Annotated in this window: 21 protein-coding genes; 1 reads left to right on the top strand and 20 read right to left on the bottom strand. The window is 66.4% G+C overall.

Features of this window, described 5'->3' with window-relative positions; translation table 11 throughout:
* Window positions 1–28 precede the first annotated feature (28 nt).
* The 17 genes from DK926_RS20710 to ftsH form a co-directional block, all read right to left on the bottom strand.
* On the bottom strand, window positions 29–466 hold the full coding sequence (locus DK926_RS20710) for an OsmC family protein (RefSeq protein WP_114331964.1): 438 nt from the start codon (window positions 464–466) through the stop codon (window positions 29–31).
* A 75-nt stretch (window positions 467–541) separates the two neighbouring features.
* A complete protein-coding gene (locus DK926_RS20705) occupies window positions 542–2137 on the bottom strand; it encodes an MFS transporter (protein ID WP_114331963.1) in 1596 nt (531 codons plus the stop codon).
* 201 nt (window positions 2138–2338) lie between these two features.
* Entirely contained in the window at window positions 2339–4879 is a 2541-nt protein-coding gene (locus DK926_RS20700; RefSeq protein WP_068423176.1) for an ATP-dependent Clp protease ATP-binding subunit, read from the bottom strand.
* Between the two features lie 297 nt (window positions 4880–5176).
* Window positions 5177–6694 (bottom strand): lysine--tRNA ligase, encoded by a 1518-nt coding sequence (lysS, locus tag DK926_RS20695; protein WP_114332004.1) that lies wholly within the window; start codon window positions 6692–6694, stop codon window positions 5177–5179.
* A gap of 75 nt (window positions 6695–6769) precedes the next feature.
* A complete protein-coding gene (locus DK926_RS20690) occupies window positions 6770–7192 on the bottom strand; it encodes a rhodanese-like domain-containing protein (protein ID WP_068423179.1) in 423 nt (140 codons plus the stop codon).
* Window positions 7189–7746, bottom strand: coding sequence for a cysteine dioxygenase family protein (locus DK926_RS20685; protein ID WP_243636927.1), 558 nt, complete (start codon window positions 7744–7746; stop codon window positions 7189–7191). Before DK926_RS20685 ends, DK926_RS20690 begins: the two co-directional genes overlap by 4 nt.
* 114 nt (window positions 7747–7860) lie before the next feature.
* A complete protein-coding gene (locus DK926_RS20680; RefSeq protein ID WP_114331962.1) occupies window positions 7861–8661 on the bottom strand; it encodes a type III pantothenate kinase in 801 nt (266 codons plus the stop codon).
* Between the two features lie 2 nt (window positions 8662–8663).
* Window positions 8664–9095 carry an aspartate 1-decarboxylase gene (gene panD, locus DK926_RS20675; protein WP_068423188.1) on the bottom strand — a complete coding sequence of 144 codons (432 nt, stop codon included), beginning with the start codon at window positions 9093–9095 and terminating at the stop codon, window positions 8664–8666.
* Window positions 9096–9106: 11 nt separating this feature from the next.
* Window positions 9107–9991, bottom strand: coding sequence for a pantoate--beta-alanine ligase (panC, locus tag DK926_RS20670; RefSeq protein WP_114331961.1), 885 nt, complete (start codon window positions 9989–9991; stop codon window positions 9107–9109).
* Window positions 9988–10902 (bottom strand): DUF2520 domain-containing protein, encoded by a 915-nt coding sequence (locus tag DK926_RS20665; RefSeq protein ID WP_114331960.1) that lies wholly within the window; start codon window positions 10900–10902, stop codon window positions 9988–9990. The genes panC and DK926_RS20665 overlap by 4 nt, the downstream gene beginning before the upstream one ends.
* Before the next feature lie 123 nt (window positions 10903–11025).
* A complete protein-coding gene (locus tag DK926_RS20660) occupies window positions 11026–12165 on the bottom strand; it encodes a DUF6779 domain-containing protein (RefSeq protein WP_114331959.1) in 1140 nt (379 codons plus the stop codon).
* Between the two features lie 101 nt (window positions 12166–12266).
* Window positions 12267–12734, bottom strand: a complete 468-nt coding sequence (locus DK926_RS20655) for a DUF3180 domain-containing protein (RefSeq protein WP_114331958.1) — start codon at window positions 12732–12734, stop codon at window positions 12267–12269.
* Window positions 12731–13246 carry a 2-amino-4-hydroxy-6-hydroxymethyldihydropteridine diphosphokinase gene (folK, locus tag DK926_RS20650; RefSeq protein WP_114331957.1) on the bottom strand — a complete coding sequence of 172 codons (516 nt, stop codon included), beginning with the start codon at window positions 13244–13246 and terminating at the stop codon, window positions 12731–12733. Before folK ends, DK926_RS20655 begins: the two co-directional genes overlap by 4 nt.
* Complete coding sequence (gene folB, locus DK926_RS20645) at window positions 13243–13605, bottom strand: dihydroneopterin aldolase (protein ID WP_114331956.1); 363 nt, start codon at window positions 13603–13605, stop codon at window positions 13243–13245. The genes folK and folB overlap by 4 nt, the downstream gene beginning before the upstream one ends.
* Window positions 13602–14432, bottom strand: a complete 831-nt coding sequence (gene folP, locus DK926_RS20640) for a dihydropteroate synthase (RefSeq protein ID WP_207890875.1) — start codon at window positions 14430–14432, stop codon at window positions 13602–13604. Before folP ends, folB begins: the two co-directional genes overlap by 4 nt.
* On the bottom strand, window positions 14429–15076 hold the full coding sequence (gene folE, locus DK926_RS20635; RefSeq protein ID WP_114331955.1) for a GTP cyclohydrolase I FolE: 648 nt from the start codon (window positions 15074–15076) through the stop codon (window positions 14429–14431). The genes folP and folE overlap by 4 nt, the downstream gene beginning before the upstream one ends.
* Before the next feature lie 83 nt (window positions 15077–15159).
* Window positions 15160–17799: an ATP-dependent zinc metalloprotease FtsH gene (gene ftsH, locus DK926_RS20630; protein WP_114331954.1), complete on the bottom strand. Its 2640-nt coding sequence runs from the start codon at window positions 17797–17799 to the stop codon at window positions 15160–15162.
* A gap of 259 nt (window positions 17800–18058) precedes the next feature.
* Between ftsH and DK926_RS20625 the strand changes: the two genes are divergently transcribed.
* Window positions 18059–20452, top strand: a complete 2394-nt coding sequence (locus tag DK926_RS20625; RefSeq protein ID WP_114331953.1) for a serine/threonine-protein kinase — start codon at window positions 18059–18061, stop codon at window positions 20450–20452.
* Window positions 20453–20456: 4 nt separating this feature from the next.
* Here DK926_RS20625 and hpt read toward each other — a convergent pair whose 3' ends face one another.
* The 3 genes from hpt to DK926_RS20610 are packed head-to-tail and all read right to left on the bottom strand — an operon-like array spanning window position 20457 to window position 23092.
* A complete protein-coding gene (hpt, locus tag DK926_RS20620) occupies window positions 20457–21011 on the bottom strand; it encodes a hypoxanthine phosphoribosyltransferase (RefSeq protein WP_068423317.1) in 555 nt (184 codons plus the stop codon).
* 48 nt (window positions 21012–21059) lie between these two features.
* Entirely contained in the window at window positions 21060–22040 is a 981-nt protein-coding gene (gene tilS / locus DK926_RS20615) for a tRNA lysidine(34) synthetase TilS (protein WP_165839637.1), read from the bottom strand.
* On the bottom strand, window positions 22037–23092 hold the full coding sequence (locus tag DK926_RS20610; protein ID WP_114331951.1) for a zinc-dependent metalloprotease: 1056 nt from the start codon (window positions 23090–23092) through the stop codon (window positions 22037–22039). The genes tilS and DK926_RS20610 overlap by 4 nt, the downstream gene beginning before the upstream one ends.
* Window positions 23093–23099 lie beyond the last annotated feature (7 nt).

Genomic DNA, 23099 nt, shown 5'->3' with positions numbered 1-23099 from the left:
GCCAACTGCCCGTTCACCTGTTCCCGGGTCAGGATTCGAGCGCGGCGTCCAGAGTGATCTCGACGCCCATGAGTGCCTTGCTGACCGGGCACGTCTCCTTGGCCGATTGCGCAGCCTTCGCGAAACCTTCGTCGTCGAGGCCGTCGACCTCACCGCGGACCGTCAGCTTGATACCCGTGAGTTTGAATCCGGGATCGTCCGGGCCGAGCGAGACGTCGGCCTTGACCTCGAGACTCTGGGGTGTGCCTCCCGCTTCCGCGATCAGCGCCGACAGCTGCATTGCGTAGCAGGACGAGTGCGCGGCAGCGATCAACTCCTCCGGGCTCGTCGTGCCGTCGGCGTCCTCGGCGGCACGCTTGGGAAAGGACACGTCGAACGTCGCTGCGCCCGAACTCGTCAGCTCGACCTGACCCGATCCGGCTTCGAGGGTTCCGTTCCATGCGGTGCGCGAAGTACGTGTGGGCATTGCGTTCCGATTCCTCTCGTCACGGGCCGCCCGTCCAGCGGCCCTGGTGTGCAGGTTGCCCGGATCGGCTGTTGCCTAACCGGACCTCTCCGCGGACTCCGCTCGCTGCGCGTCGTGCGAATGATAGTGCGCGAGAAGGACTCTTTCGGCGTCACGCTTGGGGAATGCGAAGAACACCAGAACTGCACCCACCAGAACCACGAGAATGGCTGCGGCGTAGGCATTCTGGTCACCGTCGAGGAACGCTTGCCTCGCGGCAGAGATGATCTGATCGGCATACTGCGGGTAACTCTCGGAGAGATCGGCGGCCGAGGAGAACGATTTCGTCAGGACCGCCTGGGTCTGCTCGCTGACCGCGCTCGCGTTTGGGGAGCTCGCGATCTGCGAGGACACCGACGCCGCATAGCCTGCCGTCAGCAGCGCTCCGAGGGTGGATTGCATGATGGCACCACCCAGGTCGCGTTGGAGATCTGCAGTGCCGGAAGCCATTCCGGCACGATGCACCGGAACCGAGCCCGTCAGCGACCGCGACGCCGGTGTGCCGGCGAACCCGACGCCGACGCCGAGCATGATGTAGCTGATCGCGACGACCCAGTAGGCGATGTTCTCCTTCCAGGTCGCCCATGCGACGACGAGCCCGGCGACGATGAACACGTATCCGAGCAGCAGCGTGAACCTCGACCCGTGGGACTCGACGAGCTTGGCCGACTGTGGTGCGACGACGACCATCGCCAGCGCGGCGGGAAGCGTCGACGCGCCAGCAGCGAGGGTCGAGTATCCGAGCACGTTCTGCAGAAACTGCTGTCCGACGAAGATGACACCCATCAACGATCCGAACACGATGATGCCCGCCAACGCCGCCACCCAGAACGTGCGACGTCGGGCGACGCCCAGGTCGTACAACGGAGATTCGACCCGTCGCTGCCGGACGACGAACGCGGCCCCCGCCGCCAGCGCGATGACGCCGAGACCGATGGACAACGTCCCCATGCCCTGGACCGGCGCGAAGTTGATACCGAGAACCAGGGCCGCGATGAACATCACCGACACCATGCCGCCGAGATGGTCCACCGCGTCGGTCGTCTCGTTGACGTGCGCGGGCACGAGCACCACTGCGAGGATCAAGGCCAGCAACGCGAGTGGCAGCGTCACCAGGAACACCGAACCCCAATGGAACTTCTCGAGCAGCGCGCCCGACATCAGCGGTCCCAGCGCGGACAGTGCGCCGCCGAGCGCCGACCACAACGCGATCGCCTTGGTTCGTGCCGGTCCCGACCACAACGCCGTGATCAGGGCCAACGTCGTCGGGTACGCGAGCCCCGCGGACAGACCACCGAGCAATCGGGCACCGAACAGCACCTCGACGTTCGGCGCGAATCCCGCGACCACACATGCCGGAATCGACAGCGTCATTCCCAGCACGAGCAGTAGCTTGCGTCCGTACCGATCTCCGATCGCACCGAGGTACAACACCGACGCGGCCAGACCGAGCGAGTACGCGACGGCGACGAGGTTCAGCTGGGTCTGACTCGCGTCGAAATCTCGACCGATCTCGGGCAGAGCGACGTTGGCGACGGCCAGGTTCAGGTTCGCCACTGCGGCGACGAGGATCAGAACGAACAACACCAGCCCGGCCCGGGCCGGTACCGAGCCCTTCTCGACAGAAGTCACACGCGACAGTAAAGCTCAGTGGGGGCGTTCGTGCCTCACCTTTGTCGTGCGAACTGTGTGCTCGCTCGCGGTCGTTCCGCATCGATGGACCCTCGCAGCCGTCTGTCGGCTGCCGCGTGACATCGATGCCGCAGGAGAGCGAGACAACGAAGCGGGCCACGCCGAACAGATGGCGTGGCCCGCTTCGTTGGAACTACCTGGTTACTCGCTGTCGCTGTCTCCCGCGGCCTTGGCCAGGTCGACGGGCAGCTCGTCCGGAACGCTGATCGGCTTCTTCTCACCGCGGAACGTGAACTTGGCGTCCTCGCCCTGGCCTTCGCCGTCCCAGTTCTCGACGTCGACCAGAACGATCTGGCCGGCCTCGATCTCGCCGAAGAGAATCTTCTCCGACAGCTGGTCCTCGATCTCGCGCTGGATGGTGCGACGCAGCGGCCGCGCACCCAGGACGGGGTCGAAGCCGCGCTTCGCGAGCAGGGACTTCGCCTTCTCGGTGACCTCGATGGACATGTCCTTGTTCCGCAACGCACCCTCCACGCGGTTCAGCATGAGGTCGACCATCTGGATGATCTCGTCCTGCGTGAGCTGGTGGAACACGACGATGTCGTCGATACGGTTGAGGAACTCGGGGCGGAAGTGCTTCTTCAGCTCGTCGTTGACCTTGAGCTTCATGCGCTCGTAGTTCGAGCCTTGGCCCTCACCCGAGGAGAAGCCGAGGCCGACGGCCTTCGAGATGTCCGACGTACCGAGGTTCGACGTGAAGATCAGCACGGTGTTCTTGAAGTCGACCGTACGACCCTGACCGTCGGTGAGGCGGCCGTCTTCCAGCACCTGCAGGAGCGTGTTGTAGATCTCCTGGTGTGCCTTCTCGATCTCGTCGAACAGGACGACGGAGAACGGCTTGCGACGGACCTTCTCGGTGAGCTGGCCGCCCTCTTCGTAACCGACGTATCCGGGAGGAGCACCGAAGAGCCGCGACGCGGTGAAGCGGTCGTGGAACTCGCCCATGTCGATCTGGATGAGTGCGTCGTCCTCGCCGAACAGGAAGTTCGCGAGAGCCTTCGACAGCTCGGTCTTACCGACACCGGACGGGCCGGCGAAGATGAACGAGCCCGACGGGCGCTTCGGATCCTTCAGGCCTGCACGCGTACGACGGATCGCCTTCGAGACGGCCTTGACGGCGTCTTCCTGGCCGATGATCCGCTTGTGCAGCTCCTCCTCCATGCGGAGCAGACGCGTGGTCTCCTCCTCGGTGAGCTTGAAGACAGGGATGCCGGTCCAGTTTCCGAGGACCTCGGCGATCTGCTCGTCGTCGACCTCGGCGATGACGTCCAGGTCACCGGAGCGCCACTGCTTCTCACGCTCGGTGCGCTGGTGAACCAGCTGCTTCTCCTTGTCGCGCAGGTTCGCAGCCTTCTCGAAATCCTGTGCGTCGATCGCGGATTCCTTCTCGCGACGAGCGTCGGCGATCTTGTCGTCGAACTCGCGTAGGTCCGGCGGCGCGGTCATCCGGCGGATGCGCATGCGCGCGCCCGCCTCGTCGATGAGGTCGATGGCCTTGTCCGGCAGGAAGCGGTCGTTGATGTAGCGATCGGCCAGCGTCGCGGCCGCGACGAGAGCACCGTCGGTGATCGAGACGCGGTGGTGAGCCTCGTAGCGATCGCGCAGACCCTTGAGGATCTCGATGGTGTGCTCGACGGTCGGCTCACCGACCTGGACGGGCTGGAAACGACGCTCGAGAGCCGCGTCCTTCTCGATGTACTTGCGGTACTCGTCGAGGGTCGTGGCACCGATGGTCTGCAGCTCACCACGAGCGAGCTTCGGCTTGAGGATCGACGCCGCGTCGATGGCGCCCTCGGCCGCACCTGCACCCACGAGAGTGTGCAGCTCGTCGATGAACAGGATGATGTCGCCGCGAGTGTTGATCTCCTTGAGGACCTTCTTCAGGCGCTCTTCGAAGTCACCGCGGTAGCGGCTGCCTGCAACCAGCGACCCGAGGTCGAGGGTGTAGAGCTGTTTGTCCTTCAGCGTCTCGGGAACCTCGCCGTTGACGATGGCCTGCGCGAGGCCTTCGACGACGGCGGTCTTACCGACGCCGGGCTCGCCGATGAGAACAGGGTTGTTCTTGGTACGGCGGCTCAGGACCTGCATGACGCGCTCGATTTCCTTCGCGCGACCGATGACGGGGTCGAGTTTGCCTTCCAGGGCAGCCTGGGTCAGGTTACGTCCGAACTGGTCGAGAACCAGCGACGTCGACGGGGTGCCCGCCTCGCCACGGCTGCCGCCGGACTCCGACGGCTCCTTGCCCTGGTACCCCGACAGCAGCTGGATGACCTGCTGGCGAACACGGTTCAGGTCGGCTCCGAGCTTGACCAGAACCTGAGCCGCGACGCCTTCGCCTTCGCGGATCAGACCCAGCAGGATGTGCTCGGTGCCGATGTAGTTGTGGCCGAGCTGCAGCGCTTCACGCAGGCTGAGCTCCAGAACTTTCTTGGCGCGCGGGGTGAAGGGAATATGACCGGACGGAGCCTGCTGGCCCTGACCGATGATCTCTTCGACCTGGCTGCGGACTCCTTCAAGGGAGATACCCAGCGACTCCAGAGACTTGGCCGCCACGCCCTCACCCTCGTGGATGAGACCGAGCAGGATGTGCTCCGTGCCGATGTAGTTGTGGTTGAGCATCCGGGCTTCTTCTTGAGCCAGGACGACAACACGCCGCGCGCGATCGGTGAACCTCTCGAACATCGCTCTCCCTCACTTCTCGGTGGGTGGTAGCACTCACCCACCAGGTCTTTCCAGCACCACGTTTTCGGTAACTCGGGGTCGCTCGGCATCGAAGGTGTCGCGCCTACGCTCGAATACGTCTGCGCGCCCAACTTCACTGTAGTTGGCCGGTGGTGCGCTTGCCGACCCTCGGTCCCGTAAAGCCCCGGTTCCGAAAGGTCCTACCGAGGCCCTCCATGCCTGCTTACCGTTCATAACGCGTGCACGGGCAGTTTCGTTTCCGGTTCGCTGTCCGCTGCTGGCGAACAACCGAACCGGCTACTTCGACTGCTTGACGATCGGGAACAGGATCGTCTCCCGAATACCCAATCCCGTCAGCGCCATGAGAAGGCGATCGATTCCCATGCCGGTGCCGGTCGTCGGCGGCATACCCTGTTCCATCGCGGCCAAAAAGTCCTCGTCGAGAACCATTGCCTCGTCGTCGCCGGCCGCAGCCTGACGCGCCTGATCTTCGAACCGCTCGCGCTGGATGACCGGGTCGACGAGTTCGGAGTAGCCGGTGGCCAACTCGAATCCGCGAACGTAGAGATCCCACTTCTCGGTGACGCCCGCGATGCTGCGGTGCTGACGCGTCAGCGGCGACGTCTCGACGGGGAAGTCCCGCACGAACGTCGGCGCGGACAGGTCGTCGCCCACCTGGTGCTCCCACAGTTCCTCGACGAGCTTGCCGTGTCCGTAGATCGGCTTGCCGTCCTTGCGCGGCACCTCGAGCCCCACCTTCTCGGCCAGTGCAAGAAGCTCGTCGACGGTGGTCTCCGGGGTGACGGTGACGCCGATGGCCTCCGACAGCGACGGGTACATCTCGAGCGTCGTCCACTCGCCGCTCAGGTCGTACGTGGAGCCGTCGGGAAGCACGACGACCTGCGTGCCCAACGCCGCCTGCGCGACTTCCTGGATCAGTTCGCGCGTCATGCGGGCCGAGTCGTCGTACGTGCCGTATGCCTCGTACGTCTCGAGCATCGCGAATTCCGGCGAGTGCGACGAGTCGGCGCCCTCGTTGCGGAAGTTGCGGTTGATCTCGAAGACCTTCTCGATGCCGCCGACGACACAGCGCTTCAGGAAGAGTTCGGGAGCGATACGCAGGTACAGATCCGTGTCGAGTGCGTTGGAGTGCGTGACGAACGGACGCGCCGCGGCACCGCCGTGCAGCGTCTGCAGCATCGGGGTCTCGACCTCGAGGAAGCCGCGACGTTCGAGCGCGTTACGCAGCTCGCGGACGACGGCGATGCGCTTGCGTGCGACCTCACGAGCCTCGGGACGGGTGATCAGGTCGAGGTAGCGCTGGCGGATGCGCGTCTCCTCGTTCAGTTCCTTGTGCGCGACGGGCAACGGACGCAGCGCCTTCGACGCCATCTGCCATTCGTCGGCCATGACGCTGAGCTCGCCGCGTCGGCTCGAGATGACCTCGCCGTGCACGAACACGAAGTCACCGAGGTCGACGTCGGCCTTCCATGCTGCGAGCGCATCCTCCCCGACGCCCGCGAGGCTGATCATCGCCTGCAGCTGGGTGCCGTCGCCTTCCTGCAGCGTCGCGAAGCACAGCTTGCCGGTGTTGCGTACGAAGATGATGCGTCCGACGACGCCGACGAGCTGACCCGTCGTGGTGTCCGCGTCGAGGCTGGGGTACGCATCGCGAATCTCGCGCAGCGAGTGGGTGCGCGCCACCGAGACCGGGTAGGCCTCACGGCCCTGCTCGAGCAGCCGGTCCCGCTTTTCACGACGAATCCGTAGCTGTTCCGGCGTGTCGTCGACTATGGGGGAAGCTGCTTCAGTCACGGACACACACTTTATCCGCGAGCCCTACGTACCTCGCAAATGCATGTGCATTTCCGGGAAGGCTCGAACAGCCCGTCAGTGCGACGCGACGGCCTCGGCCTCGCGGACGCAGTGCCTGGCCTGTGTCAGGATGCCGAGCAGCCCGGCCGCCTTGAGCGCTTGATACCCGCCGACGAGGTCGGTGGCCTTCGTCAGACCCAGTTCCTGCAGCGACGCGGCCGCGAGCGACGAGGTGTATCCCTCGGAGCAGATCACGACCCATTCGACGTCGTGGTCGGTCGCGGCGGCGAGTCGCGCGTCGCTGGTCGGATCGAGACGCCATTCCAGAACGTTGCGTTCGATCGCGAGCGCACCCGGCAGCGTTCCCTCCACGGCGCGCTGCGCCTGAGGGCGAATGTCGACGACGATCGCGCCACGTGCGACGGCGTCGCGCAGCTCGAATACGGTCATGCGGTCGATCTTGGTGCGGGCCTGCTCCAGCATTTCGACGATGGTCATTTCGAAGGTCCTTCGGGTTCGTCGGTGAGCTCGGTGCGGGTTCTTCGTAGTGTGGACTTGTCCGTCACTTCGTAGTAGGACATGGCCGTCAGAGGCGGCGAGTAGGCATGCACGCTCAGCGTCGGCCCTGTACTGATCGACGCGGGTGCACGCATGACGTCGTGAACCCATCCGAGAGGGAACGACGCCTGATCTCCCGCGTCGAGACGTCGACGCTTCAACGCGTCTCCCGCCCAACGGTATTCGACGAGCGAGCCGCTGAGAACGGTGAGCGCTCCGAGCGACCCCGCATGGTCGTGCAGCTCGGTGGACCGGTCGGCGACCCAGCTGATCAGCCAGACGTCGAGGTCGTCGTCGGCGTGCAGGCGCGTCGACCAACGCTCGTCGGTGGGCCAGACTCCGCCTGCGGGCAGCAGGTGGTCGAAGCGGCCCTCCAGAACATCGGCAGCACCCTGATCGGTGATACGCAGCAGGTCATGGGGGCGCAAGCGTGTCGGCAGCGTCAGCTGGGGAGAGACGGGCGCAGATACAGAAAAGACAGGTGTGGAAAGCACGGAAACTACTCCAGGGTGTGAAAATGAACGAGGCAGCGGTCAGCCTCGACAACACTCCTGGGGTCCCATGCACATCATCACGCCGACGATTCTGACACACGCAGCGCGAACGCGCTAGCGCGCCCGCCTTTTCGCCAGATTGCGCTCGTACACCAGACGCAGGCCTTCGAGCGTCAGATCGGGCTCGTGATGTTCGATCGACGTGCTCTCGTCCATGATCAGCGGTGCACTGTCGCCGGTGCCGATGACCGCGACATCCTTGCCTGCGAACTCGGGCAGCTCGCGCCTGACGCGTCCGACGAGGCCGTCCACGAGACCCGCGAAGCCGAACACGGCCCCGGACTGCATGCACTCGACCGTGTTCTTCCCGACGACCGAGCGTGGACGAATCAACTCGACCTCACGAAGCGCCGCGGACCTCGACGACATTGCGGCCGTTGATATTTCGAGTCCGGGCGCGATCGCGCCACCGAGAAACTCTCCCTTGGCCGATACGACGTCGACACACGTCGTCGTGCCGAAATCAACGACGATGCACGCACTTCCGTACAGATCGTATGCCGCGAGGGTGTTCACGATTCGGTCCGCACCCACCTCTTTCGGATTGTCGACGAGCAGAGGCACTCCCGTGCGTACACCGGGCTCGACCACCACGTGCGGCACGTGCTTCCAGTACCGCGCCAGCATCGTGCGCATCTCGCGCAGCACCGACGGGACCGTCGACAGTGCCGATACACCGGTGATCCGATCGACGTCGTCGCCGAGAAGCCCACGCAGCATCAGAGCCAGCTCGTCCGCGGTGACGCGAGGATCGGTGCGCATCCGCCAGTCGCGCAACAACTTCGAGTGATCTCCACTGCCGGTGAAGAGCCCGAGCGTCGTCGACGTGTTGCGCACGTCGATCGCGAGAAGCACGGCTACACCGCGACGGAATCGGCGCGCAACGAGCGCGGGTCGATCAGGCCCGAACCCTCCGGCGCGTGTGCCGGGTCCGCGCCGAGCACGACGGGCGCGTTCTTCTCGTCGACGAACACCACGCGCGGGGCGTAGTTCGCTACCTCCTGCTCGTTCATCACGCCGTAGGCGATCAGAATGACGAGGTCACCGGGATTGACGAGATGCGCTGCGGCACCGTTGATTCCGATGACGCCACTGCCGCGCTCACCGGTGATGACGTACGTTTCGAGGCGCGCGCCGTTGTCGATGTCCACGATCGTCACCTGCTCACCCTCGAGCAGGTCCGCAGCCTCCATCAGGTCCTTGTCGACCGTCACCGAACCCACGTAATGCAGGTCCGCGTGCGTCACGGTGGCGCGGTGGATCTTCGATTTCATCATCGTGCGAAACATGGTCGTTCCCTTCAGTTCTCGAGGAAGCCGGTGCCGACGGCGACCCCGACGTTGTCGATCAGCCGCGTCGTGCCGACCTTGGCTGCGACGAGCAGCCTGCCGTCGCCGCGTTCGGGCGCGGGACCGAGATCCACACCCCGAAGTTCCAGATAGTCCACTTTCACCTCGGGCGTGCTGTCGAGCACGCTCCGTGCGGTCGTCAGAATCGCCTCGGCGCCACCTGCTGCCGCGTGAGCACCGGCGACGAGAGCCGCGGACAGCACCATCGCCGCCTCACGTTGCACGGGATCGAGGTATCGGTTACGCGACGACAGCGCGAGCCCGTCCTGCTCGCGAACCGTCGGAACGCCGAAGATCTTGACGTCGAAGTTCAAGTCCCGCACCATCTGTCGGATCAGAGTCAGCTGCTGATAGTCCTTCTCCCCGAAATACGCCGCATGCGGAGTCGCTATCTGCAGCAACTTCGCGACGACCGTCAGCATTCCGGCGAAGTGAGTGGGACGCGACACCCCTTCGAGTTCGCTCCCGAGCGGGCCGGGATGGATCGTCGTGCGCGGGCCTGCCGGGTACATGTCGGACGCCGACGGAGCGAACACGAGCTCGACGCCTTCCTCGCGCAGAAGTTCGACGTCGGCATCGAGCGTACGCGGATACGCGTCGAGGTCCTCGCCTGCACCGAACTGCAGCGGATTGACGAAGATCGACACGATGACGACCGCACCGGTACGCCGCGCCTGACGCACGAGATGGATGTGCCCGGCGTGCAGAGCACCCATCGTCGGCACCAGCGCGACGGTCTTGCCCACGGCGCGAAGGGCTTTCGACACCGAGGTGACGACGGCCGGATCGTGGTGGACTGTCAGCTCCCCCGCCTTGTAGCTGCCTGCCAGGGTCATCGTTCACCTTCCAGAAATTCGACGAGCTCGGGGTTCGAGCCGATCTTCGTTGCCGCGCGCAGTGCGAGGGCTCGGTACTCGGCCGCGATGCCTGGATCGACTTTCGCCAGCGTCGCCAGGTGTGCTTCGACGGCGACGAGGTCGCCGCGGGCGACAGGCCCGGTCAACGCCGAGCGGCCGCGTCGCAACGCATTCTCGAGAGCGGCAGTGACGAGCGGTGCGAGGACTCGGACCGGGGTGTTCGGGTCCGTGTCGATACCAGGGAATCCAGGGCCGTCGAGTGCGACGCCGAGTGCGTCGATCGCGTCGGCGATGACCGTGACGAGGTGGTTGGACCCATGCGCGAGAGCTGCGTGATAGAGCACCCGATTCTCTTCGGCGACGTGAACCGGCTCGCCACCGAGCTCGAGGACGAGCGCTTGCGCCACCGCGTAACCGATCTCGTCGGCGGCGGTGATACCGAAACACGCGGACGACAGACGGTCCGTGTCCTCTGCTTCACCCGTGAACGTCATCGCGGGGTGGATCGCCAGGGGAATCGCCCCGAGTGCCGTCAGCGGTGCGAGCACCGAGATGCCGTTGGCACCCGACGTGTGTACGACGAGTTTTCCCGGGGCCACCGCGCCCGTCGACGCCAAGCCGGAGGCGATGGATGCGAGTTCGGTGTCGGGAACAGCGAGAACGAGAAGCTCTGCGCGACGCGCGACCTCGTCGACCGGCAGAATCTCGGTGTCGGGCAGTCGGGTCGTCGCCCGCTGCACCGAATCCGCGGATACCGCGGAACACGCCACGACGACGTGGCCGACGCGCTCGAGCGCCTCGCCGGCCGCAGTGCCCACACGGCCCGCGGAAACGATTCCCACGGTCAGGCGTGCAGGTGCGATGTCGGCGGTGAACTCCGATGAGGTCACCAAAGATCCCTTCGTTCGTTCCAGTCCCGCTCGGCGGGTACCAGACGTCCTTCAGGAAGGATAGCGGCATCGTGCACCGCCCGACCACGGGCCGAGCGCGTGATCTATTTCACGGGCAACGTGTCAGTCCGCGCGACGTCGGTGCCGACGCGTCTGAGGCGCGGACCCGCCCGATTGCAGACCCGCCATGATCTCGGCGACGGACCGGCCGTTCGAGTGAGCTCCGTCGGCGTCGACCTCCGGCTCCGCGCGACGACGGCGACGCGGTGAGACCGGGGGCAGCCCGTCGTCGTACGTCGGCACAGGGTCGGGAGCAGACGCAGGGTCCGGCGACGCCTCCGCTGCTGCCTCACCGCCGGCGTACGCGGGTTCGGGCTGCGGCTCCGGCTCGCGCTCGGGTTCCGGCTGACGATCGAGCTCGGGCTCGGGTTCCGGGAGAGAAGGTGGGCCCGCAGGCGAGCCGACCGGCTCGTTGACGAGGGGCGCGATGGGTGCGCGCGGTGGCATCGGAACACGACGTCCGCTGCCGGGGATCCGGACATCCGTCGCGCGCTCGGACCGTCGACGGATAGGAGCGGCGGTGGAATAGCCCGTCGCTCCCGGGTCTTCGCTGCCGATGGGGACGTCGGGGTACAGCACGGACGTCTCGGCCGTGACGGGCTCGTCGAGCGGGTTTCCCAGCCCGGCGACGGGCGCGCTCTCGGCGTCCGACGTGGTGGCCTGCGGCTGCGAACCGCCGCCCGGGACGTATAGGCCCGACGCCGCAGCCTGGTAGTTCTCGTAGCTGCGACCGCCGAGTTCCTGCATCCGTGTCGCCTCGGCGCGCAGCGCCACACGTTCGGTGGGCAGGTTCCCGTCGAACAACAACTGCAGGTTCTCGCGGAGATGCGCGAGTTCCGCGCGCAGGGCTGCGACCTCGGTGGTTTCGAGCTGCACCTCGCTGCGCACCCGGGCCTCGACGCCCAGCTCGTACTCACGCCGGGCGGAGATCTCGCGTGCGAGCTGCAGTTCGTACACCGTCTGCAGATCCTTGGCCTTGGCCTGATCGGCCACTGCGTCGCGTCGATACTTGGTCATCGCGAAGGCGCCGACGATCGCGGCCCACAGCGCCGAGACCAGGCCGACGCGCAGCCATTGAATGTTCTCGCTGAACAGCAGCAGCGCACTGGCTGCGATGCCGAACACCACCAGGGCGGCGATGAACAGCTGGCTCGCACTGCGCCGCGGACGGCGGGTCGCTTTCGCGCGAGTCGGTTCGGTCATGGCAACCAGGGTAGCCGGGAAATCGGACTACACGAGACAAGCTGAAACGTCGATCTGATTCGATTCACAAGACCGTCGTGTTCACACGGTACGAGCGAGGCTCACGGCGTGGGCTCGTCGGGCGAGTCGTCCGGCGTGCGGCAGCAGTGTTCGAGCCACAGCGCAGCGCCGACGAGCGCTGCACCCGCGACGAGTCCGACGATCGCGCCCGCTCGGTCGGAGGCGGCCGCACGCACGGTCGACACCATCGGCATCACGTGCAGCAGGAATCCGATCCATACGCCGGTCGCAGCAGCACCGACCAGTGCGGAAGCCTTTGCCAGAGCCAAGGCTCGCGCTGCGGTGATGGGGTGAATCTGACGCGGGCCCGCGCCGATCTGACGCCGGTCGACCCTGGATCGGATCACGAACGCGAGGATCGTCTCGACCAACGCGACGGGATAGAGCGACGCGCCTGCGTAGACCGGGATGGGCGGCACCGATCCGTAGAACGTGCGCACCAGCAACCACGTGGCGACGGCCGCGATGACGGCAAGACCGATCAGATCCCAGACACGAGTCGGTTTCACGCGGACTCCGGTGTGTCGAGCGTCATGTCGGTTCGACGCACGCCCGCACGCTCGTCAGCGCCGAGGGCAGCGAGCCACTCGGTGACAGGGCGAACCGTGCCGTCGACCTCGAGCGTCGCAGCCGGGTCGACGTCGAGCCACGGGATCAGAACGAAGGCCCGCTCGCGCGCACGAGGGTGCGGCAGAAGCAATTCGGGATCGTCGCTGCTCACGTCGTCGCACACGACGATGTCGACGTCCAGGCTGCGTGGCCCCCATCGCTGCACGCGGACACGATCGGCAGCCGTTTCGCATGCACGGGCGAAGTCGAGCCACTCCCACGGCCCCCGAGCGGCATCGTCGACGATCAGAATCGCGTTGAGAAAATCCTGCTGCTCGACGCCTCCCCAAGGCTCCGACGAGTAGACGGCCGACGCGGCCACGAGCCGATCGCCGAGCGCGTCGACGACCGATCGAAGATGCGCGAGCGAATCTCCGATGTTGCTGCCGATCGACAGCACGGCACGCGTCACGACCTGCTCCGGTAAGCGACGACCGCGACGTCGCCGAACGTCAGCGGAATCGGCGCCGACGGTTTGTGCAGGGTGACCTCGACCGCGTCGACTCGCTCGTCGGCCATGACGCCGTCGGCGATCTCGGCGGCAACCGTCTCGATGAGATCCCGGGGTGGGCCTGCCACGATCTTCGCCGCGGCCTCGGCGAGTTCGCCGTAGTGCATCGTCCGCGTCAGATCGTCCGTGGCCGCAGCGGGACGCAAGTCCATCCACACGATGATGTCGACGACGAAATCCTGGCCGTCACGCTTCTCGAAATCGAAGACCCCGTGGTGTCCGCGGACGACGAGTCCACGCAACTCGATCCGGTCGCTCATGCGCCTCCTGACTGCCATGCTGCTACGACCGCCACCGCGTCGAGCGAGGAGATGGCGTCGTGCACCCGGACGCCCCAGGCGCCGCCCGCGACGGCGAGGGCCGACACGACGGCCGTGGCGACTTCGCGGCCTGCCGGTGGGCGCGGTGTGCCGTCGGCGGCAAGCAACGATCCGAGAAAGCGCTTGCGCGACGCACCGATGAGCACCGGCATCCCCAGCTCGACGAACGTCGGCAGCGCATGCAGCAACTGCCAGTTGTGACGCGCGTTCTTCGCGAACCCGAGGCCGGGATCGAGGATGATGTTCGACGCGTCGATGCCTGCTGCGAGCGCGAGATCGACCTGCTCGAGCAATTCGCGTCGGACGTCGGCGACGATGTCGTCGTAGTGCTCGACGCCCCCGGCGTGCACGTAGGCCGTCGCCGGTCGCCAGTGCATCAGAATCCACGGCACGCCTGCGTCGGCGACGACGTTCGCCATGTCCGGGTCCGCGCGTCCACCCGAGACGTCGTTGACGATCGACACTCCGGCCTCGATCGCGGCCGTGGCTACCGACGCCCGCATCGTGTCCACGCTGGTCGTGACTCCGTGCCGGGCCAGAGCAGCGATGACCGGAGCGACGCGGTCCGCCTCCACCTCGGGTGCGACGCGTGCAGCGCCGGGACGAGTCGATTCGCCGCCGACATCGACGATGCCGACGCCGCAGTCGCGCAGTTCGAGACCGTGCGCGACAGCCGCGTCGAGGTCGAGATACCGGCCACCGTCGGAGAACGAGTCGGCGGTGACGTTGAGAACACCCATCACGACGGGTGCGGCGGGCACGCTCATTTGCGAAGAATGAGATCCAACGCCTCGGCCCTGGACGCGGCACTGGATTGCAACAGACCACGCACGGCCGACGTCGTCGTGCTGGCACCGGGTTTGCGGATGCCGCGCATCGCCATGCACAGATGCTCGGCCTCGATGACGACGATGGCGCCGCGCGGATCGAGCTTGCGCATGACCGCGTCGGCGATCTGGCTGGTCAGGCGCTCCTGCACCTGTGGGCGCTTGGCATACAGGTCGACGACGCGTGCCAGCTTGGACAGGCCGGTGACCTTGCCTGCCTTGCCCGGGATGTAGCCGACGTGGGCGACGCCGTGGAAGGACACCAGGTGGTGCTCACACGTCGAGAACATCGGAATGTCGCGCACCAGCACCAATTCCTGGTGGCCCTCGTCGAACGTGGTGTTCAGCACGGAGTCGGGATCGGTGTAGAGCCCACCGAAGATCTCCTTGTACGCCCGTGCGACGCGTGCCGGGGTGTCGACGAGTCCGGGACGATCCGGATCCTCGCCGACAGCGATCAGCAGCTCGCGCACCGCCGCCTCCGCCCGGGGCTGGTCGAACGTCTGCCCCGTCTCGACCGCGACGAGCTCGCCGACGCCGTTGACCGCGGCCGCGCCGTCGTCGCCGGCATGCCTGACTGACACCAAGATCGCACCTCCGTTGGCGGGGTTCGGATGCCCCGAGGATTCTTCGTCAGCCTAGCGTCCGGGCAAAAGCGCAGAACGAGCTAGTGCTGCCCGTTCGGCCCTTCCCAGCGCTGGGTGCGTGGGCCACCGTCCTCGTCACGGCCGGTCTCGTTGCCGTCCGGGCGAGGTTCCGGGTTCGACGGGAGACCGCCGAGCGGATCCCAGTGCTGGGTCGGCGGGCTGTCGTGGCCCTCACCCTGGCTCGTGTCACCGTTGTGGCCGCGGTTGTCGGACCCCTGATGACCCGGCCCCTGATGACCGGGTGTCCGGTATTCGGGCGCCTGGTACTCGGGTGCCTGGTACTCGGGTGCCCGATACTCCGGGGGCTGGTACTGCGGCGGACGGTAGTGCGGCGACTGGTACGCGGGCTCGGTCGGTCCCGAATTCGGCCCGGTCGACTCGCGCGGAGGCCAGCCCGGTGCCGACCACCCTGCGGGAGCACCGTAGTCGGGCCGCGAACCCTGCGGCCGCGGTTCGGGAGCCCGGTAACCGCCGCCGTTGTTGCCGCCGCCGTTGTTGCCACCGCCGTTGCCCTGGCTGTGGGCAGGCCCACCGTTGTACGGGCTCACGCCCTGAGGATGCGACCCGTTGACCGGCGCACCGTTGGTGTACCCACCGTTCGTGTAACCGCCGTTGCGTCCACCCGCCTGAGCGTCCTGCCCCTTGCTCAGCTGCGGCGAACCGGCGTACTGCGGTTGCGGGAACGGTTGTGGCGGAACGACTTTCGGCGCGATCGGCTGCGGCGGCCACGGCTCGCCACGTTCGAGGGCCAGCTCGCGCGGCGTCTTCACCGGCGGCTTGTCCGACGGAATGCGCTCACCGAAGTCGTTGAAGGTGGTGATCCGCGGACGCTTGGTGACACTGGTGAAGATCTTCTCCAGGTCCTTGCGCGTCAGGGTTTCGCGTTCGAGGAGTTCGGTGGCCAACGTGTCGAGCACGTCGCGGTACTCGTTGAGGATTGCCCACGCCTCGGTGTGTGCAGCCTCGATGAGCTTGCGCACTTCCTCGTCGATCTCGCGGGCGACCTCGTGCGAGAAGTCGGACTGCACGCCCATCGAGCGGCCGAGGAACGGATCGCCCTGCTCCTGGCCGTAGCGGACGGCGCCGAGCTTGCTGCTCATGCCGTACTCGGTGACCATCGCGCGCGCGATCTTGGTGGCCTGGTCGATATCCGACGACGCACCCGTCGTCGGCTCGTGGAACACCAGTTCCTCGGCGGCGCGGCCGCCCATCGCCATGACGAGGCGAGCGATCATCTCGGACCTGGTCATCAGGCCCTTGTCGTCCTCGGGGACCGTCATCGCATGTCCGCCGGTGCGGCCACGGGCAAGGATGGTCACCTTGTAGACGGGCTCGATGTCCGGCATCGCCCACGCGGCGAGCGTGTGACCGCCCTCGTGGTACGCGGTGATCTTCTTCTCGTGCTCGCTGATGATGCGGCTCTTGCGACGCGGGCCGCCGACGACGCGGTCGACCGACTCCTCGAGCGACGCCTCGGTGATGACCGTGCCGTTCTCGCGAGCGGTGAGCAGAGCTGCCTCGTTGATGACGTTGGCCAGGTCCGCGCCGGACATTCCGACGGTGCGCTTGGCGAGCCCCTCGAGGTCGGCATCCTGCGCAACAGGCTTGCCCGCGGCATGCACCGCGAGGATCGCGCGACGGCCGGCGAGGTCGGGGGCACCGACCGGAATCTGACGGTCGAAGCGACCGGGACGCAGCAGCGCGGGGTCGAGGATGTCGGGACGGTTGGTGGCGGCGATCAGGATGACGCCGGTGCGCTCACCGAAGCCGTCCATCTCGACGAGCAATTGGTTGAGCGTCTGCTCCCGCTCGTCGTGGCCACCGCCCATGCCTGCGCCACGCTGGCGTCCGACGGCGTCGATCTCGTCGACGAAGATGATGCACGGGCTGTTCTGCTTGGCCTGCTCGAACAGGTCGCGAACGCGAGACGCACCGACACCGACGAACATCTCGACGAAGTCCGAGCCGGAAATGGTGAAGAACGGAACGCCTGCCTCACCTGCGACTGCGCGGGCGAGCAGCGTCTTACCGGTTCCGGGAGGTCCGTACAGCAGGACTCCGCGGGGAATCTTGGCGCCGAGCGACTGGTAGCGGGCGGGATTCTGCAGGAAGTCCTTGATCTCGTACAGCTCTTCGACGGCCTCGTCGGCACCCGCGACGTCCTGGAACGTCGTCTTGGGCATGTCCTTGCTGAGCTGCTTGGCCTTCGATTTGCCGAAGCCCATGACGCCACCGCGTCCACCGCCCTGCATACGGCTCATCACGAAGACGAAGAGTCCGAGCAGGACGATCATCGGGAGGAGGAAGAGCAGCAGCGACGAGAACCAGCTGTCCTGCGAGACGACGGTGTTGAAGCTCTGCAGACCGTCCTGGTTGACCTTGTCGAAGATGGTCTGCGACGCCGAATCCGGGTACTTCGCGAGGATCTGTGTCTCGCCCTCGGTAGCGTCGTTTCCGTTCTTCAGATCGAGACGGATCTGCTGCTCACGGTCGTCGATCTGCGCGGTGTCGACGTTGCCCGAATCGAGCTGCGCTATCGCCACCGACGTGTCGACGGTCTTCCAGCCACGCGTGTCGTTTCCGAAGTAGCTGAAGGCGTAGATCACCAGCAGGATGCCGAAAACGATGGCCAAGTTGCGTATAACTGTCTTCCGATTCATACAGCTTCAGCCGAGACGGCCTCGTCCTTTCCAGTCTGCTCCGATGAGCGGCGTCCGGCCGCTACCGGATGCTCAAGGCTACCGCGTACTTCCGACACGGGCCCGAGGTGCATCAGGTGCCCAGTGCTGGGCCGATACGTCTCGAACCGCCCGACGACGCAGCGCGCTTCTGCGTTGTACAACGTTCCCCCTACCCCTGAGGTTCCCCGACCCCCGACGGCGTCTCGTTCAAACGGCACGATAGACCGTGAGCAGGTCTATGGTAGTGACCGTGCAGCCAGGCTCGGACCGAGTCACCGTGAATCAGGAGAGCGTCCCGGCCGCATCGGACGAATCCCGGACGTTGCAGACACCGCTGTTCGATTCCCCGGTCGACGTGGGTGGTCCGTTCCGCGCCGCCTGGACGATGGCACTGGCCACCGACCGGGCGACTCCTCCCGACCTGGCGTCGTTCCTCCCCGATTCCGACGCGGCCCGACGCGGCTGGCTGATGCAACTGATCTCGATAGACCTGCAGGAACGCTGGCTGCGCGCTCGTCTGCCCAAGCGCCTGCCGGAGTACTGCACCGAGTTCGACCTCGATCGCGCGTCTCTGCCGCCCGGGCTGATCTACGAGGAGTTCTGCATCAGGCGCCAGGGCGGTGACGCGGTGTCGCCGCGCGAGTACGTCGCCGCGTATCCCCATCAGGCGTCCGAGTTGACCGAGCTGCTGAACACGACGTCGGGCGAACCGACCGATACCCACGACGCCCGGGCGGTTCCGGACGCGACGCAGGCCGCTGCCGCCACCGCCACCGCTGCGGCCGGGTCGTTCACCGCCGATCTGTCGTGGACCCACCCACGGACCAGGGACGAGCTGGAAGATCTCGACGACGGGGACCGACTGGACGACTTCGATCTTCTGATGGGCCTGGGACGCGGCGCGTTCGCGCGGGTGTTTCTCGCACGCCAGCGATCGATGCAACGTGTCGTCGCCGTCAAGATCTCCGAGGATCGCGGTAGCGAGCCGCAGACACTCGCGCAACTCGATCACGACTACATCGTGCGCGTCTTCGATCAACGGATACTGCCCGAGAAGAAGCTGCGGCTCCTCTACATGCAGTACCTTCCGGGCGGGACGCTGCTCGACGTGCTGCACCGTACGAGGAAGATCCCGCCCTCCGAGCGTTCGGGACAGACGTTGCTCGACGCCATCGACGCCGCCATCGAGATGAAAGGCGGACTTCGACCCACCGATTCCACTGTGCGCCACTACCTTTCGACGCTCACCTGGCCGGAGACAGTGGCCTGGATCGGCAGGCGGCTCGCCGAGGCACTGAACTACGCGGGCGATCGCGGCGTCCTGCACCGCGACATCAAACCGGCCAACGTACTGCTGACCGCGGAAGGCGTCCCCAAGCTCGCGGACTTCAACATCAGTTTCAGCGACAACGTCAAGGGCGACAGTCCGGTTGCTTACTTCGGCGGCTCGCTGTCCTACATGTCGCCCGAACAGTTGGAAGCGTGCCATCCCGGCTTGCCCGGTCGCGCAGAGGATCTCGACACTCGTAGCGACCTCTACTCGCTCGGCGTCGTGCTGTGGGAATTGCTCACCGGCGTGAAGCCGTTCGACGACACGGACGTCGGGTCGACGGCGGGAGACCGAACCACGATCGACGGTCTGCTCGGGATGCGGTTGGCGGGCGTCGCCGACGACGCGTTGTCCTCGCTCCCGCCGCACTGTCCGACGACGCTGCGACGCGTCCTGCTGAGGTGCCTGGCCGCGAACCGGGACGACCGATGGCCGACAGGACGGGAACTGGCGCAGCAGTTCGACCTGTGTCTCGACGCGCACGCTCGCGGTCTCGTCGACCCTCCCCCGTCGAGTGCGCGGTTTCGCGTTCGCCCGTTCACCGTTCCGGTGATGACGGCGGCCATCGGCATCCCCAATGTGATCGCCGCGGTCTACAACTATCAGCACAACAAGGCGCTCATCATCAGCGATCTGTCCGAGGTGGCGCAGGACAGATTCGAAGCCGTCAGCACGGTCATCAACGGCATCGCCTGGCCGCTCGGCCTCGTGATGATCGTGTACTGCGGACGTCGCATCATCTCGGTGCCGCATGTGTTGCGCGCGGGACGGGCCGTGTCGGAGGAGCGGCTTGCACGGACCAGGGCCGACACCCTGCTCGTCGCGGACCGCGTCGTCGCGGTGTGCCTCGGTCTGTGGATCGTTGCCGCCGTGGCCTATCCGGTGTCGTTGCAGATCGCCGCGGGCGCGGTGCCGACGAAGGCCTACGTGCACTTCTTCGCGTCGCTCGGCGTGTGCGGCGCGATGGCGACCGCGTACCCGTTCTTTCTGGTGTCGCTGTTCACGATTCGATGTCTCTACCCGTCGCTGCTGCCGTACGGGCACGCCGACAGCGAGGACGTCCGACGACTCCACGCACTTGACCGTCGGAGCGTCGTCTATCTCGCGGTGGCCGCGTCGATACCTCTCGTCGCCGTCGCGGGACTCACTTTCGTTCCCGCCGAGGACATTCCGGACATCATCGGCGTCGTGCGTGTCATGTGCGTCGGCGGTATCGCCGCGTTCGTCGTGTCGTACTCGATCTTCCGACTCCTCGAGAGCGACCTGCGTGCACTGCGACGCGCGGTGTCGATGGACAGCTGAACGCTCAGCCTCCGTAGACCTTCGGGTCGAGGGTGCCGATGTACGGCAGGTCGCGGTAGCGCTCGTTGTAGTCGAGGCCGTAACCGACGACGAACTCGTTCGGAATGTCGAAGCCGACGTTGGCGACCTCGACGTCGACCTTGATCGCGTCGGGCTTGCGCAGCAGCGTGACCACCGACAGCGACGCAGGGTTGCGCGTCGCCAGGTTTCGCTTGAGCCACGACAGCGTCAGACCGGAATCGATGATGTCCTCGACGATCAGGACGTTACGGCCGTTGATGTCGCGATCGAGGTCCTTGAGAATGCGCACGACGCCGGACGACGACGTCGACGAGCCGTACGAACTGACAGCCATGAATTCGAGCTGCGTGGGGATCGGCAGGGCACGCGCGAAATCGGTCATGAACATGATGGCGCCCTTGAGGACACCGACGAGCAGCAGATCCCCTTCGGGGCTGCCTTCGGGATATCGCTTCGCTATCTCCTCCGCCAGTTCGGCGGTGCGCGTCCTGATCTGCTCCTCGGAGATGAGAACTGACTCGATATCGCCCTCGTACACGGCGCATCCCTTCATAGGTTCGTTCACTGTTTCTCGGACCGGCCGGAATCACAGCAGACTCCATTCGAGCTCTGCTCCAAGCCTGCCATGTCGACGCTGCACCACCAACCTCGCACCTGCCGGTCCTCCGCCGACAGCCACTCCCCCTTGGCCTCGCCACCGCACGATCAGGTCGTCGATGGTTCGCAGTTGCCTGTCGGACAACGAGTGTGCGCCGACCTCGTGCAACCACACGCGAACTGCCCTGCGCCGCAGCGCAGCGGGGCGGTCCGCGACGACCGTCACGTCGAGTTCGTCGCCCGCACGCGCCGACGCGAGGAGCTCCGAGGCGAGGTCGTCGAGCACCGCGGCGTCCTCGCGCAGCTGAGCAGCAGTGCGCGCCATCGCAGGTGCGACGCCTCCGCCGAGAACGTCTTCGAGCAGCGGAAGCACCTCGAGCCGCAGCCGGACACGGGTGAAGTCGCTGCTGACGTTGTGTGGGTCCTCGAACGGCGTCAGACCGAGCTCCTCGCACGCCGCACGCGTCACCGACCGGCGGACTCCGAGCAGCGGACGACCCCACGGCTCGTCCCAATCGGCCATACCCGCGATCGACCGGGGTCCGGACCCACGTGAGAGTCCGAGCAGCACCGTCTCGGCCTGGTCGTCGAGGGTGTGGGCGACGAGAACGTTCGCGCCGTCCCGTGCCTCGTCGAGCGCCGCGTACCGCGCGCGCCGAGCGGCCGCTTCCATCCCACCCACGCGATCGACGCGCACCGGCAACACCGTCGCGTCCGCACATCCGAGCGAAACCGCGGTGGCTGCGGCCGCGTCGGCGACATCGTTCGACCCGGGTTGCAGCCCGTGGTCGACGACGAGAGCGCGCACCGACGACGCCTCGGCGACGGCCGCAGCGGTGAGCGCCAACGAATCCGCGCCTCCGGACAACGCAACGGCAATTGGACCCGGCCGCGACCTGATCCACGCGCGAACCGCATGCCGAACCTCGAGGATCGCAGGGCCCTCGGGCAGCGGCGCGACCGGTGTCATGCCAGGACGCGAGCGATCCACCGGTCGGGATCGTCGATCTCGTCGAGCTTCGGCAGCGTCGTCGCATCGGTCCAGATTCGGTTGAACTCGGTCATGCCGACCTTGCCGACGACGTGGTCGACGAATGCCTTGCCACGCACGTACTGCGCCATCTTGGCGTCGATGCCGAGCAACGCGCGGACGATGCGCTGCAACGGGTTGGTCTTGCGCCGACGTCGACCGTCGAAGGCGCTGCGAATCTGGGCGACGGCGGGCACCACGGCGGGTCCGACCGCGTCCATGACGTGGTCCGCGTGGCCCTCGAGCAACGTGCCGAGCACGAGCAGTCGATCGATGGCGTCACGCTGCTCGGGTGCTTGCGTGGCACGCAGCAGGCCGACGATGCCTGCATCCTCGGCCTTGTCGGACTGTCGCCGGTTCTTCAACGCCTCGGTCAATCGGTTCGCGAACTGGCTCATCGGCTCGTCGACACCGTCCGACAGCACCGCCACCGAACCACGCATGTAGTCGCCGAGCCACGGCGCCGACGAGAACTGGACACGGTGGGTCACCTCGTGCAGGCAGACCCACAGCCGGAAGTCGCTGGGCGGCACGCGCAGTGCGCGTTCGACGGCGATGACGTTGGGCGCGACGAGCAGCAGCGTCCCGTGCTCACCGGTGAACGGGTCGTACTGGCCGAGGATCGCACTGGACAGGAACGCCAGCATCGCACCCGCCTGCAGGCCCGCGGGCTTGCCTGCGAGCAGCCCCGACGGCTCGGAGTCCGGCTCACCGGTCAGATGCTTCATCGACGACGCGGCCGCGTCGATCCAGCCGGCCCGATCGACGATGCGTGCCTGCGGGACAGGAAGGCCGTCGGCGAGTCCGGTGGTCTCGCGCACCGGCCCCTCGGCTCGCACGGACGCGTCGGCGAGCTCGGTGACCACGGCGTCCGCGGTGTAGCGGGACGTCGACGGTTCCTTCGGGGCCAGTGTGGCGCCGGTCCTGGCCGCGAGTGCCCAGTCGACCGACGAGCCGAAGCCCGACGAGCTCTCCGCGTCGCGATCGGTCATACAAGTA

The sequence above is a fragment of the Rhodococcus sp. Eu-32 genome, from assembly GCF_003336925.1.
Lineage (GTDB): Bacteria > Actinomycetota > Actinomycetes > Mycobacteriales > Mycobacteriaceae > Rhodococcoides > Rhodococcoides kyotonensis_B.
This window is presented reverse-complemented; position numbering and strand designations above follow the sequence as displayed.

Bases quoted from the DNA above. Each gene is read 5' to 3' on its own strand.
- DK926_RS20710 (WP_114331964.1), bottom strand. From the start codon at position 466: ATGCCCACACGTACTTCGCGCACCGCATGGAACGGAACCCTCGAAGCC.
- DK926_RS20700 (WP_068423176.1), bottom strand. From the start codon at position 4,879: ATGTTCGAGAGGTTCACCGATCGCGCGCGGCGTGTTGTCGTCCTGGCT.
- DK926_RS20690 (WP_068423179.1), bottom strand. From the start codon at position 7,192: ATGACCATCGTCGAAATGCTGGAGCAGGCCCGCACCAAGATCGACCGC.
- panD (WP_068423188.1), bottom strand. From the start codon at position 9,095: ATGTTTCGCACGATGATGAAATCGAAGATCCACCGCGCCACCGTGACG.
- panC (WP_114331961.1), bottom strand. From the start codon at position 9,991: ATGACCCTGGCAGGCAGCTACAAGGCGGGGGAGCTGACAGTCCACCAC.
- DK926_RS20660 (WP_114331959.1), bottom strand. From the start codon at position 12,165: ATGACCGAACCGACTCGCGCGAAAGCGACCCGCCGTCCGCGGCGCAGT.
- folB (WP_114331956.1), bottom strand. From the start codon at position 13,605: ATGAGCGACCGGATCGAGTTGCGTGGACTCGTCGTCCGCGGACACCAC.
- folP (WP_207890875.1), bottom strand. From the start codon at position 14,432: ATGAGCGTGCCCGCCGCACCCGTCGTGATGGGTGTTCTCAACGTCACC.
- ftsH (WP_114331954.1), bottom strand. From the start codon at position 17,799: ATGAATCGGAAGACAGTTATACGCAACTTGGCCATCGTTTTCGGCATC.
- DK926_RS20625 (WP_114331953.1), top strand. From the start codon at position 18,059: ATGGTAGTGACCGTGCAGCCAGGCTCGGACCGAGTCACCGTGAATCAG.
- tilS (WP_165839637.1), bottom strand. From the start codon at position 22,040: ATGACACCGGTCGCGCCGCTGCCCGAGGGCCCTGCGATCCTCGAGGTT.
- DK926_RS20610 (WP_114331951.1), bottom strand. From the start codon at position 23,092: ATGACCGATCGCGACGCGGAGAGCTCGTCGGGCTTCGGCTCGTCGGTC.